10 protein-coding genes and 1 riboswitch are annotated in these 13,680 nt (G+C 64.9%); all 10 genes read right to left on the bottom strand.

Annotation, left to right across the window (positions count from 1 at the left end; genetic code table 11):
* The gene (locus DXK50_RS19310) at positions 1 to 807 is read right to left on the bottom strand and encodes a hypothetical protein (protein ID WP_212631452.1); all 807 of its coding nucleotides are present in this window, start codon (positions 805 to 807) and stop codon (positions 1 to 3) included.
* Between the two features lie 108 nt (positions 808 to 915).
* Positions 916 to 2,388, bottom strand: coding sequence for an AMP nucleosidase (gene amn, locus DXK50_RS19315; RefSeq protein ID WP_161867325.1), 1,473 nt, complete (start codon positions 2,386 to 2,388; stop codon positions 916 to 918).
* Positions 2,389 to 2,484: 96 nt separating this feature from the next.
* Entirely contained in the window at positions 2,485 to 3,168 is a 684-nt protein-coding gene (locus DXK50_RS19320) for an energy-coupling factor ABC transporter permease (RefSeq protein ID WP_212631453.1), read from the bottom strand.
* Between the two features lie 52 nt (positions 3,169 to 3,220).
* Positions 3,221 to 3,424: riboswitch (cobalamin riboswitch) on the bottom strand.
* Positions 3,425 to 3,547: 123 nt separating this feature from the next.
* On the bottom strand, positions 3,548 to 5,197 hold the full coding sequence (locus tag DXK50_RS19325) for an acyl-CoA dehydrogenase family protein (RefSeq protein WP_212631454.1): 1,650 nt from the start codon (positions 5,195 to 5,197) through the stop codon (positions 3,548 to 3,550).
* Positions 5,194 to 5,835, bottom strand: a complete 642-nt coding sequence (locus DXK50_RS19330) for a TetR/AcrR family transcriptional regulator (RefSeq protein WP_212631455.1) — start codon at positions 5,833 to 5,835, stop codon at positions 5,194 to 5,196. Before DXK50_RS19330 ends, DXK50_RS19325 begins: the two co-directional genes overlap by 4 nt.
* 243 nt (positions 5,836 to 6,078) lie before the next feature.
* Positions 6,079 to 8,472, bottom strand: a complete 2,394-nt coding sequence (locus DXK50_RS19335) for a hybrid sensor histidine kinase/response regulator (RefSeq protein ID WP_212631456.1) — start codon at positions 8,470 to 8,472, stop codon at positions 6,079 to 6,081.
* A gap of 111 nt (positions 8,473 to 8,583) precedes the next feature.
* A complete protein-coding gene (locus DXK50_RS19340; RefSeq protein WP_212631457.1) occupies positions 8,584 to 9,453 on the bottom strand; it encodes an iron-siderophore ABC transporter substrate-binding protein in 870 nt (289 codons plus the stop codon).
* Positions 9,450 to 11,426, bottom strand: coding sequence for a Fe(3+)-hydroxamate ABC transporter permease FhuB (gene fhuB, locus DXK50_RS19345; protein ID WP_212631458.1), 1,977 nt, complete (start codon positions 11,424 to 11,426; stop codon positions 9,450 to 9,452). The genes DXK50_RS19340 and fhuB overlap by 4 nt, the downstream gene beginning before the upstream one ends.
* Positions 11,427 to 11,428: 2 nt before the next feature.
* Positions 11,429 to 12,196, bottom strand: coding sequence for an ABC transporter ATP-binding protein (locus DXK50_RS19350; protein ID WP_212631459.1), 768 nt, complete (start codon positions 12,194 to 12,196; stop codon positions 11,429 to 11,431).
* A gap of 187 nt (positions 12,197 to 12,383) precedes the next feature.
* Positions 12,384 to 13,550: an MFS transporter gene (locus DXK50_RS19355; protein WP_212631522.1), complete on the bottom strand. Its 1,167-nt coding sequence runs from the start codon at positions 13,548 to 13,550 to the stop codon at positions 12,384 to 12,386.
* Positions 13,551 to 13,680 lie beyond the last annotated feature (130 nt).

Consider the following 13,680-nt stretch of genomic DNA (forward strand, 5'->3'; position numbering starts at 1 on the left):
TCAGGCCAGCGGCAGAGGCTCGGCAGGCAGCCGTCCGGGCGTCTGCCGTAACCGGCGCGAAACGCCCCATTCCGCAGCGATCAGAGCCAGCAGCAGACCAAGCTGAATCAGCAATGCGATATAGAACGGCTTGAACACATGGCCGATCTGCCGCTTGAGCAGGCCGAGGAGGAACTCGGCCTGAAAGAGCTGCTCGATACGCGCATCCAGCACCTGATTCAGCACCTTCTCGTTGAGCCCGCTGTAACGGGCGGTTTTCTCCACTGCCATCTCGCCTATCGCCTTGCCCAGCAGACTGGCACGCAGCCGGTCGAGCAGGTCGAAGGCGATGCGTTCAGTGGTCGAGGCTTCGGCGCGCTCGCCAGCTTCTTGCAGCCGCTCACGATGGACGTAGTCCAGCGCCAGCTGCTTGAGCAGCGTCTGCACACTGACATCACGCACGGCCAATAGTCCCTGCTCCTGCGCCTCGACATAGGCCTGGAAGTCGCTCCAGATATCGTCGGCCAGTGCCTGCACCAGAGGCGCATAGCTATCGAGATGGCGATTGATCTGCTGCTGGCTGCCGTACAACAGCCCACCCTGGACGCCGAGAAAACCTCCGGCCAGGGGCAGCAGCAGAAAGTAGAGTTTGAGCAGCCAGTGGTGCCAGCGCTTGTTACGTGCCAGCCAGCCCAACCGGTGCAGCTTGAACGCCAGCAACAGGCCAGCAACCGCGCCAAGCAGAAGCGCCAGACCGGTGTAGAGAAAAAGATTGAAGAAACTGAAGGGTTCCCACAGTGCCGTGAGCAGCAGACGTGCCTGCTCCATGCCTATCGCCTCGTTCGTCCATGACGGGCGCGAGTGTAAACCAGAACACTGCAGCCTAACGCCAGGGCGTGACCGGACTGTGCGTCAGGCCACACCCACCTCAGACGCTCAACGGAACGGTGGCTCGTCGAAGCTGCGCAACTTGCGCGAATGCAGCGAGTTAAGCTGACTGCGCATCAGCTCCAACGCCGCGATGCCGATATGCAGGTGCTGAGTCACCGCACGTTCGTAGAAGGCGCCCGCCGCGCCTGGCAGCTTGATCTCACTGTGCAGGGGTTTGTCCGACACGCACAGCAGCGTGCCGTAGGGCACCCGTAGGCGATAGCCTTGCGCGGCGATGGTGCCGCTTTCCATGTCCACCGCCACCGCACGCGACAGATTGATCAGCGGCCGCTCCTGAGCCCAGCGCAGCTCCCAGTTGCGATCGTCGTAGGTCAGCACGGTGCCGGTACGCAGGCGCTTTTTCAGCTCGTCACCCTCTTCACCGGTGACCAGCTTGGCGGCTTCCTGCAGCGCCTGCTGCACCTCGGCCAGCGCCGGCAGCGGGATGTGCGGCGGCAGCACGCGGTCAAGAATTCCGTCGCGGCGCATATAGGCGTGGGCCAGCACGTAATCGCCGATGGTCTGCGACTGCCGCAGGCCGCCGCAGTGACCGATCATCAGCCAGCAATGCGGGCGCAGCACGGCGAGGTGATCGGTAATGTTCTTGGCATTGGACGGACCGACGCCGATATTGACCAGGGTGATGCCATGGCCGTCATCCGCCTGCAGATGGTAGGCCGGCATCTGGTAGCGGTGCCAGACCACGTTCTCGATGATCGCCTGCATCTCGCCCTCGGCCATGCCGCGCTCGACCACCACGTTGCCCGGCAGCACCATACGGGTGAAGCGCGAGTCACCCACCAGCATATCCAGGCCATGGCGGATGAACTGGTCGACGTAGCGGTGGTAGTTGGTCAGCAGAATCCACGGCTGCACGTGGCTCCAATCGCTGCCGGTGTAGTGCTGTATGCGCTTGAGAGAAAAATCGGTACGCGCTGCGTCGAACAGAGCCAGCGGCAACGGGTCGATATTCTCCCAGTCATACAGGCCATCGGCGGTGCCGTCGGTGGCGGCAGACAGATCGGTGCTGGGGAACACTCGCGCCAGCTCGGCAGCGGTCACGCCACTGCCGGCCAGCTCGTCACCGCCCTCGACCACGTAGGGGTAGGGAATATTCTGCTGGCTGCGGCCGACTTCCACACGCAGGGTGAAGTCGTTCATCAGAGGACGCAGCTGCTCCAGCAGGTATTTGCGAAAGGCAGCCGGCTGGGTCACGGTGATCGCGTAGGTACCCGGAACCTGCACCTTGGCGTAGGCACGTACGGTGGTCGGCACCTCGCCCTGGCACAGGTAGGTCAGGCGCAATTCGGGATAGCGGAACAGGCAGTGCTCGCTGGCGTCCGGGCGGATGCGCTCCTTGAGGTAGCGCTTGAGTGCGTGACTCAGGGCGCCAGTGGCTTCCTGGTGCAACGCGGCGAGGCGGTCGACCGCCTCTTCGGGAGTGTGGGCAATGATGAAATCATCTGAGCAGGCTTTCACGGCGCATCTTCCTGACTGAACGTACGCGCCTATCTTGCCTGCATCCTTGTGGCAAAACATAGCGTGGCGACCGGCAATTCGGTCGCCACGCTGTCATCAGACGGCAGCCTGATGCAGGCGCGCGTTGAACAGCGGCCCCTGGCTGAAACGCGACAGCGCCTTGGCTGCGGCCAGCACGCCAAGATCGATCAGCGGCTCGATCAGGATCACGCTCATGTAGGCCAGGCCGAAGCTGCCCACGGCGGCCAGGTTGTCACTGGTGAAGCCGTGACCGTAAAAGGCCCAGAACGCGACCCAGGCAACGATGCCGCCCTGATAGGCAGTCGACAGCGCCAGCGCCTGCTTGTAAGAGAGATCGACGTAGGCGGTACCCGGAGCGACGATACGCTTGGCCAACAGACTGATGCCCCACAGCGGAATCAACAGGGTGGTGACGTTCATGCCGTACTGCGGCAAATCGAACTGGGCGAACAGCAGGCCCTGCAGCAGCAGACCTGCGGCCAGACCGATGGCGGTGGCGCCGGCGCCGAACAGCAGCAGCAGGGTCGAGCCAAGAATCAGGTGTACTTCGGAAACACCCACGGGGTGATGCGGCAATACCTCGAAGAAGCAGAATACCAGCGCGGTGGTCAGCAGGCTGCGCAGCGCCAGCGCGGTGACGCCGCCGTTGTCGCGGATGGCATCGCGCGCCAGTTTGGCGGTCAGGCCGAAGGCAGCGACCGCCGTTGCGTAACTGAGGAAAATCTTGGCGCCTTCGACGACGCCCGGTTCGATATGCATGCAAGTTCCTTGGCCGCGCCCACCGCGCGACGATTCGGATGAAGGATGGGCGAAACGCCCGTTGCCGATGGCAGGTCTCCTGGCTCACGGCTTGGCACTTCGCCCGCCTTCCCGACCGAAGTCAGTGGCATGAGGGGCTTCGTTCGCCGCTTACAGTTGCGGGGGCAGCCAGGGCATTGGCAAGATTCACCGCACCCTGTTCCCTTTTCATCCGCGTCACGACTGTGAACGCAGAACCATCGGCCGCCAGATTACCCGCCCGTCTGGCTAAAAAACAGCGGCCAGACTGATCGTCTCAGTCCTCTTCGCACGCACAGTTGTTCCCAAAAGAAAATCGGCTGAAAAAAACCAACTCCCCTGGTAAAAGATCGCTGCCACATCAAAGCAGATGCGGCGTGCTACGCGCCAGCAGCGCTTCGACGTCGATGCCGCGCGGCAGCGTGCCGTAGACGCGGCCGCGGCCCTCCAGGCGGCTGGCGATAAAGGCGTCGCTGACCAAGCTGTTGCCAGCTTCCAGCAACAGCTTGGCCTGCAGTGCCACAGCCATGTCCTCGGTGAGCTGACGGGCGCGGTATTGAACGTCAGCGGTGTCGCTGAAATCAGCCTTGAGCCTTTGGATATGCGCCTTGAGACGGGCATCGCCATGGCCATCGCCCAGTTCGGTGAACAATGCGTCGAGCACGCCGGGCTCCTTGGACAGGGCGCGCAGCACGTCCAGGCACTGTACGTTGCCTGAACCTTCCCAGATCGAGTTGACCGGCGCCTCACGATACAGACGCGGCATGATGGTTTCCTCGACGTAGCCGGCGCCGCCCATGCATTCACTGGCCTCGTAGATCATTTCCGGGGCGCGCTTGCAGATCCAGTACTTGCCCACGGCGGTGACCAGGCGGGCGAACTTGTCTTCCTGCTCGTCATGCAGATGATCGAGCGCGCGGCCCATGCGCATGCACAGCGCCAGCGCGGCTTCGCTCTCCAGCGCCAGGTCGGCCAGGACGTTCTGCATCAACGGCTGGTCGGCGAGGATCTTGCCGCCCACCTGGCGATGCGCGCAGTGGTGCGCGGCCTGGGTCAACGCCTGGCGCATCAGGCTGCTGGAACCGACCATGCAGTCGAAGCGGGTCATGGCCACCATCTCGATGATGGTGGGCACGCCGCGCCCTTCCTCGCCGAGCATCCAGGCGAAGGCGCCGCGGTATTCCACCTCGCTGGAGGCGTTGGCCCAGTTGCCCAGCTTGTTCTTCAGGCGCTGGATGTAGAACGCGTTGCGCGTGCCGTCCGGGCGGTGACGCGGCAGCAGGAAGCAGCTCAACCCCTTGTCGGTGTAGGCAAGGGTGAGGAAGGCGTCGCACATCGGGGCCGAGCAGAACCACTTGTGGCCGACCAGCTCGTAGCCCTGCCCCGGCCCGCCGAGACCGATGGCATAGGCGCGAGTAGTGTTGGCGCGCACGTCGGTGCCGCCCTGCTTCTCGGTCATGGCCATGCCGATGGTGACGCCGGCCTTCTGCTCCATCGGCAGATTGCGCGGGTCGTACTCGGTGGCAAGTATCTTCGGCAGCCACTGCTCGGCGATATTGGGCTGCAGGCGAATGGCGGGCACTGCGGCGAAGGTCATGGTCAGCGGGCAACCGCTGGCGGACTCGGCCTGGCTGTGCAGATAGGAAAGCCCGGCGCGGGCAACATGGGCACCGGCGCGCGGGTCGGTCCAGGGCAGCGACGGCAGGCCCTGCTCGATGGCTGTGCGCATCAGCTCGTGATAGGCCGGGTGGAATTCCACCAGGTCGATGCGGTTGCCGTAGCGGTCATGGCTCTTGAACACCGGCTTGTTCTCGTTGGCGAGAAAGCCCGCCTGCATCAGCGCGCCACCGGCCAATGCACCGTAGGTACTCAAACGCTCGTCGGCCCAGCCGCCATCGTAGCGGCGCACCCACTCCTGCAGTGGCAGATCGAGACGGTAGAGGTTGGCGCCGTCGAGGCTGGGCACCTGGTTGAACACCTCATGGGTTTCGGCGTGCAGACTGGGTTTCATCGGTTTGACTCCTTGGCGCCCACGGCGCGCAGGCAGAAGGTGACGAGGCTGGCGCTGACCTGCGCCAGTTGCAGAGTGGGTCTACCCGCTTCGCGAGCGGCGCGGGCAGGCGGCGACAGCGGTCCGACCAGAGCCTCGGCAATGGCGCCGACCAGGCAGGCCGCCACCAGGCCGATCTGCTCGACACGAAACTCACCAGCGCCGACGCCCTCCTCCAGCAGATCGCTGAACAGCTCGGCGTAGGCTTCACGATAGAGCAGGCGTTGCTCGTCGACCTCTGGATCGACAGGCTCGGCGATCAAGGCGAAGGCCAGACGGCGGCTATGCCAGGCGCGGGCAGCGAATTGTTCCAGACCAAGGCGCAGACGTGCGCTGGCAGTTCCCGGCCCACGCAAGGCAGCAGCCAGGGCATCCACTTCACGCTGACTGGCCGCGGCGAAGACTTCGGCAGCCAGTTCACCCTTGCTGCGAAAGTGCCGGTACAGGCTACCGGTGGCGATGCCAACGTCGTCGGCCAGCGCCTGCATGGTCAGGGCGGCGAAACCACCGGCACAGACCCTTTCCAGCGCGCAGCCGAGAATGCGCTGGCGCTGGGCCTGGTCGCGGTCGATTCGCGCTTCGGTGATGCGGTAAGCCATGGTCTGAATCCTGATTCACTCTGCAGCAGTGAATCAGGATTCAGATCATGGCTAAAGGGACGATCCGGCCAAATCTGCGGCCGAACAGACATCGGTAGACAGGTTGCGCCGAAGCCATCGATAGCGCGGCAGGACTTGTTGCGGCCAGGTACAAGTACCTGGCCGCAACGACTGCAGACATGGGCCGGTAACAGACCGGCCTGGCCTCCATGGCGGCTTGCACCGCCCTACCCAGGCGCAGCGCTAGGAGACGGCGGGCGGCCGGCACAACACCCAGTCGTGCAGCAATACGCGCAGCTCTTCGAACTTGACCGGCTTGGCCAGGTAATCGCTCATGCCGGCAGCCAGACAGCGCTCGCGGTCGCCGCTGTGGCTGTGCGCTGTGATCGCCAGCACCGGCAATTCAGCGCAACCGGGTAGCGCGCGAATTGCACGACAGGTGGCGAATCCGTCCATAACCGGCATCTGGCAGTCCAGAAGCACGGCGTCGACGCTTTCGCCGCGCAGCAGCTCCAGCGCCTCGGCGCCGTTGTCGGCCGTGCGCACGCGGTAGCCCAGCTTTAGCAGCATGCCGCGCGTTACCAACTGGTTGATTGCGTTGTCCTCGACGATCAGCACCCTGCACTGCTGCGCCTGACGTTGCGCGATGCCACTCGGCAAGCGCTGAGGGCGCACGACCGGTATCGCCTGCTGCTCCGGAAGCGTCAGCGGCACGTTGAGGCGGAAGCGGCTGCCGACCTCGGGCTGCGACTCATGGCTCAGACTGCCGCCAAGCAAATCGACCAGTTGCCGGCAGATCGCCAGGCCGATACCCAAGCCGCCGTACTTGCGAGTCATGGAACCGTCGAGCTGGTGGAAACGCTGATACAGGTCACTCTCGCCATGGGCGAAACCGATACCGGTATCACTGACGATCACGCTCAACGGCAGATTATTGCCCTGGCTGCCGACGCGACCGACCTGCAGCGTCACGCTGCCCTCGCTGGTGAACTTGATGGCATTGTCCAGCAGGTAGCCCAGGGCCTGGGCCAGCTTGGCGGCGTCGCCCTCCAGGGTGTCGGGCAAGCTGTCGTCCAGTTCCAGCGCGAAGGTCAGCCCCTTGTCCTCGGCGCGCGGCGCGTACTGCGCACGCAGCCCGTCGAACAGGCCGCGCAGACTGAATGCCTCTCGCCGTGGATAGAGCTTGCCGGCCTGCAGCTCGGTAAGCGCGAGGATATCGTTGACCATGCGCATCATGTCGCGTGCCGAGGCGGCGGCGGTCTTCTGGTACTGCTCCAGCTCGACGTCCATCTTCACCGTCTGCATCAGCTCCAGCGAGCCGATCACACCGTTCATTGGCGTACGCAGTTCATGGGTGACGGTGGCGAGGAACTCGTCCTTGAAGCGGTTGCTGTCGGCCAGTTCCTGGTTCAGCTCCTCGAGCTTGTGCCCCGCTTCCTGAAGGATGCGCGCACGCTCCTCCTTCATCGCGTTGATGCGATCGGCCAGTGCAAGCGACAGCAGGCTGACCTCCAGCGCCGAACCGATCTGGCTGGCATACATGGTAAGAAAGACGTTGGGCAGATAGCCCAGCACCATGAGCGTATTGACGATGCCGCCGACGAGGAAGGCCGTCCAGGCAAAGATGAAGTAGCGCGCCACGCGCATACCGCGCAGCCAGGCGAGGATACCGGCAGCGAAGATCACCACGGTGAACAGCAATGCCAGGTAGGTCGCCAGGCGCAACGCCGTCGCATAACTGATGCTTAGCGCCAGGATCATCACCACGGCGCCGCAGGCCATGAGCAGCAGCAACAAGCGGTCGACCCAGGGACTGTGCTCGGAGGTGTGCAGGAAGCTGCGCGCGAACTGGCAGCCGAACAGAGCGGCAGAGCCGATCAGAAACGGCGTCGCGGCATTGGCCCACCAGGGGCTGTTGGGCCAGAAGAATTCGATGCCGGCGCCGTTGACCGATATCTGATAAAGGCCGAACGAGGCGATGTAGAGAATGTAGTAGAGGTAGCTGGTGTCGCGCACGCTGAGGAAGATGAACAGGTTGTAGACCAGCATTACCAGCAACACGCCGTAGATGATGCCGAGGACGTAGATGCGCCCGGGCTGCTCCTCCAGATAGGCGTTGGGCGCCCACAAGGTCAGCGGCGCCTGGATCGAGCCCTGGCTTTCCAGACGCAGGTAGATGCGCTTGACCTGCCCCGGCTCCAGGTTCAGTTCGAACAGGTAGTTGTTCTGGCGGATCTGTCGGCTGTCGAACGGCAGCGCATCCCCGGTGCGCTGCGCCAGAGCGAAACTGCCGTCTTCGTCAGGCAGATAGAGCTCGAGGTGGTCGAGCGGCGGATAGGCCAGCTCCAGCAGCCAGTTGCGGTCGCCCTGCGCCTGCACGGGGCGATATTCGAGATCCAGACGCAACCAGAACACCGAGCGCGAATAACCGGCGTTGAGTACGGGCTTGTCATGCAGGCGGAAGCTGCCCTGCACGGCCGGCGAAGCGACGTCGTCGATGCTGGCATCGCCGCGCACGTCCTCAAACACATACATGCTCTGCCCCAGCGGCAGCATGCGCATCTGTTCGTCGAAGGTAACGGCGCCCACGAGCGAGGGAAAAACGAAGCTCAAGAAGAGCAGGAGCAGCCGGGACATACGACTCCACTAGCCTTGTCGAACGACACTCAGGCCCCCATCAGCCCTGGATGGCGCCGTCACGCATGGCAGACTTATATATGAATCGCCCTACTCTAGGGACTGTCGAGGCTATTTTCCAGATTCGGCAGGCAGTTTGAGCAAAGCTTGCGTGATGGATTCAGCCAGATACTGCAGGGAGAACACCCCGCCATAGGTCCAGGTCGAAGGCATTCCGGCGAAGCGCCGTTCGCGCACGAAGGGCATCGCCTGCCACAACGGCGAGGCGAACAGCTGCGCCTCCTGGGCAAAGGGCTCGATATGCAGCACCACCCCCTGCTCGATGCGCCCCAGCGCGGTGATCGGCACCTGAGTGATGCCCCACGGACTCGGCGCCAGTGACATCGCCGGCTGCAGGCCGAGCAACGTCAGCGCGTGCTGCGGCATGGAGTTGGGGCCGTTGATGAACACTGCCGTCGGCGATGAAAAGCGAATCACCGTGACCGCCGGCAGGTGCCCGCCGTAATGAGCCTGCAAGCGCTCACGCCACCGTGCCAATTCGGTCTCCATGGCCTGCAGGCGCTGATCGGCCAATGCCTCGCGGCCGAGAGCGCGCGCCAGATCGAGAAAGGCTTCGCGCTGCGCCTGCAGGTTGTCGTGCTGTTGGCTGAAGCCCTGGTACACCTGGACCGGCGCGATGCGTTCGAGCAGTGGCCGGATGTCTTCGAGCAGGGGCGGAATGACGATCAGCTGCGGCTGCAGTTCGGCCAGCAACTCGAGGTTGGGTTCCAGGCGCGAGCCGACCGAGGGCACCTCATCAGGCAGCGTCGGCCGCACCACCCAGGCGCGGTAGTCGCCGGCATCGGCCACGGCCAGCGGTGTTACATCGAGCATCAGCAGGTGCTCGGTGGCCTCCCAACTCAACGCGGCCACCCGTGGAGCCTCGCCGGCCCAGGCCGGCGTCAGCCAGAGCAGCAACGCGCCCAGCAGCCACTGCCTCATGCCAGCCTCCCGCGAATCAACAGAAACACGAAATAACCACCACACAGCACCGAGGCGACGATGCCCACCGGAATCTGCAACGGGAAGATCAACGTGCGCCCGACCCAGTCAGCCAGCAGCATCAGTACCGCGCCCAGCGCAGCGGCAAGCAACAATTGCGGCGCCACGCGGCGCGCCCCAAGCATCACCGCGATATGCGGCGCCAGCAGGCCGAGAAATGCCACCGGCCCGAGCAGGCTGGTGACCAGCGCGCAGAGCAGCGCCACCAGCACCAGCAACGCCAGACGCAGCCGCGGCACATTGAGGCCGCGACTGGCCGCCACGCCATCGCCGATACCGATCAGCGTCAGCGCGCGGTGGAACACCAATGCCAACGCGCCGAACAGCAGCACGCCGAGGGTCAGCCACAGCGCCTGCGCCGGCGTGGCACGGTAGGTGGAGCCGGCCAGCCAGCCGAGCAGCGCGAAGGAATCTCCCGTGCCCTTGGCCAGCACGAACTGCAGCGCAGCATTGAGCAGCGCCCCCAGGGAAATGCCCAGCAGCGCCATCAATGCCGGCGAATACTGATGGCCCCGCCCCAGCAGCATCAATACCGCCAGTACCACCAGGCTGCCGATGAACGCCGCCAGCGGCGCGACGGACCCGAGCAAGGCGCCGCCGAACCAGGTCAGCGCCAGCATCACGGCCAGCGTGGCACCGGCCGACAGGCCGAGAATATCCGGACTGGCCAGGGGATTTCGCAGCAGGCGTTGTAACAACAGACCGGAGATCGCCAGCCCGGCGCCCGCCGCAGCGGCGGTGAGCACGCGCGGCCAGCGCAGCGACCAGGCCAGCGCCGATGGCCATTGCAGGCGCCAGCCATCGAGCCCCCGGGCGAGTCCCAGAGCCAGCGTCAGCGCCACCGCAGTCAGGAGCACTATGCACAGCGCCCCGCGCCAGCCAAGACGTTCGGCGCCGGCTGGCAGCTGCAGCCCATGCGGGTCTTCGGCCGCCAGATGCCGACGCGCCAGCCACAACAGCACCGGGGCGCCGATCAGCGCAGCAGCCGCGCCGCTGGGCACCAGCTGGCCGCTGAGCTGATTGGCCAGCAACGCCAGGGCGTCGGTAGTCAGCAGCAGCAAGGCGCCGAGCAGCGCGCTGTACGTCAGCTCGTCACGCGCCGTGCGGGCACCCAGCATCTTCGCCAGATTGGGCGTGAGCAGACCGATGAAGCCGATCAGGCCTACTGCGGTGATCGATACCGCACACAACCACAGCGCTGCCAGAAACAGCACCAGCATCACCGGCCATAGCGCCAGGCCACGACCTTGAGCGGCCTCACTACCCAATTGCAGGAGACTGAGCGGCCGCGGCGCGAGGATCAGCAGCGGTACGGCCAGCAGCAACTTGGGCCACAGCCACTGCACCCAATGCCAGTCGATCTGCGCCAGGTCCCCTGCGCCCCAGACGAACAGGCCCTGGGTGTACTGGTTGTTGATCAGCACCAGCCCGGCAGCCAGTGCGCCGAGCAGCAGGTTCATGGCCATGCCGCCGAGCACCAGCGGCAGGCCGCCGATGCCGCTGCGCCCGGCAATCAGCAGCACCAGGCCGACCGCCAGCAGCGCTCCGCCGAGCGCCGCCCACTGACCGTGGCTGGCGGCGAAGGCCGGCACCAGCAGGGTGGCCAGCACCAGGCCGAGCCAGGCCCCCGACGAGGCGCCAATGGTCATGGGGGAAACCAGGCGGTTCTGGGTAATCTGCTGCAGCAGGCTGCCGGACAGCCCCAACGCAGCGCCCACCAGCAGGGCCATGCTCAGCCGGGGCAACGCCGACAACTGCAACTGCAGGCTCTCGAAACTCTCCCCGGCCGCGCCAAGCATGGCCCAGAGTTCGAGCGGGCTGAGGTCCGCGGCCAGCCACAGATGCAGCAGCGCCAGGGGCAATAACAGGGACAACGTCAGGATATGGCGTGATAGCGCCGTAACGGCCGTCATGTTCAGGCCACCACGGCAATCTTGCGTACGCTGCCGGGCTGCTCGATCAGCTGGATATCGATGTCGTAAAGCTGACTGAGCAGCGGACCGTCGAGCAATTCGTCCGGGCTGCCATCGAAGAAGATGCCCCCCTGCTTGAGAGCGATGACCCGGTCGGCATGCCGTGCAGTCAGGTTGATGTCGTGAAGAATGGCGACGATACCGCGCCCGCTGTCACGGTTGAGCTGGCGCAGCAGCCCCATCAGCTCGTACTGGTGGGCCAGATCCAGGGCCGAGGTCGGCTCATCCAGCAGCAGCAGTGGCGATTGCTGGGCCAACAGCATGGCGATCCAGGCACGCTGGCGCTCGCCGCCGGACAAGCTGTCGGCCAGGTGGTCGGCGTAATGGGCGACATCGGTCTGTGCCAGCGCCCGCTCCACCGCAGCATGATCCTCGGCACGCCAGCGACCGAGCAGCCCACGCCAGGGAAAACGCCCCAGGCGTACCAGCTCGCGCACGGTCAGGCCGGCGACATCGGGCAGATGCTGCGGCAGGAAGGCCACGCGCCGGGCGAAATCGCGCGCGGAAAAACCGGCCAGGGGGCGCTCGTCCAGCTGCAACGAACCCCGGCTTGGCTCGAGTTGCCGCGCCAGCAGGTTCATCAGGGTCGACTTGCCCGAACCGTTGTGGCCGAGGATCACGGTGAAGCGATCTCCCTCCAGCTGCAGCTCGTCCACAGCCAGCGTCACCCGCTCACCGCGGCGTACTTCGATATCGCGCAGCTTCAGCATGCCCGAGCGAGCTCCCAGCGCAGGCCAGTCGGTGCGCGGCCACGGCCGGCGAGCCAGGGCAGGTTATGGCGAATCACATCGGGCGTGGAATGGAAGTCTTGCATCGCGGCGGACCCGGATGGCGGTGGCAGTGCGGAGGGCGAGTTTAATCACCTATACGCACCTGCATCAAATTATCATTCGCCACTCAGACTCGGGCCGCAGCGGGTTTACGCACCAGCAGGGGGAACAGCGCCGCCGTCAGCAGCAGACCGGCAGCGCCAACCCAGAATGGCATGGCCTGGCCGTAATGGCTGACCAGCAACCCCGCGCCATAGGCCGAGCCCATGTTGCCCAGGCACTGGAAGATATTGATCTTGCTGAAGTCCACGGCGTAGTGCTCCGGCGAGCTGAGCTCGAACAGCAACGCATCGAGGCGCACGGTGACCTGATACAGCGCCCAACCGAACAGCACACGCCCGAGCAGGATCAGCCACTGATCGCCGAAGCCCTGGATGAAGGTCGCCGCCGCGCCCAGCAGCAAACCGGCAAGGATGCCGTCACGGGTATCGCCCTGCTTGGTCGCCCGGCGCCCCCACCACAGCGCCGCCACGGCCACCGCGCCAGGCAGGGCATAGACGAAGCCGGCGGCCATCTCGCTGTTCCACTGCGCCACCTGTTGCCAGTAGACGGCGAAGAACGGCCGTGTGACGTAGCCGACGAAGTAGAACAGCAGCATCACCAGGCACAGGCGGTAGATGGCCGGCAGGCTGCGCGCCTCGTTCTTCACCGGGGCCTCGTCGCTCGCCGGCTGCTCGCCCGGCGCAGGCAGGTAGCCGCGCACCAGATGCATGCAGATGGCCATCTGGATGAAGTCGCCGGCGGCCATCACCAGGAACACGTCGCCGATGTTCATCACCTGCAGGATCAGCCCGCCCAGTGCGGCGCCGAGAATGGCGCCGAAGTGCACCACCACCGACAGCGTGCCAATGGTCTGGGTGTGGTTGTCCTGCTGCTGCAGGCTCATCACGTAGGGGTACATCAGCAGGTAGCTGCCCTTGAACACCACCATCAGCAGCGACACCACCCAGAACAGCGGCAGCGAGTCGATGAAATAGCAGGCAGCGGTCAGGCTACCGGCCATCAGCTGGGCGCTGATCAGGATGCGCACCGGATGCACGCGCTTGGCCAGCCGTGCCCAGAGCGGGAACACCGCCATCACCACCAGGCTGACCACCGCCAGATAGAGGCCGACATGCTGCTCCGGCGGATTGCCGAAGCGCTCGGCGAAATACTGCGGATAGAAAGGAATGATCAGGTTGTCGGTGATCACCGCCAGGGCGGTCATCATGATCAGGCAGGTACGCAGCGTCATCGGGGCAGTCGGGCAGGCGGTAGGGCCGCGCATGATGCCATTTCCAGGACGGCTGACGCCAATACGGACAAGTATCAGAAGGCTGTCAAGCAGCACGTCATGCAGCGATCGACAGACTGTTAGTGATAAG

It is taken from the genome of Pseudomonas sp. KB-10 (genome assembly GCF_018221585.1).
In the GTDB taxonomy this organism is placed as follows: Bacteria; Pseudomonadota; Gammaproteobacteria; order Pseudomonadales; family Pseudomonadaceae; genus Aquipseudomonas; species Aquipseudomonas yangonensis.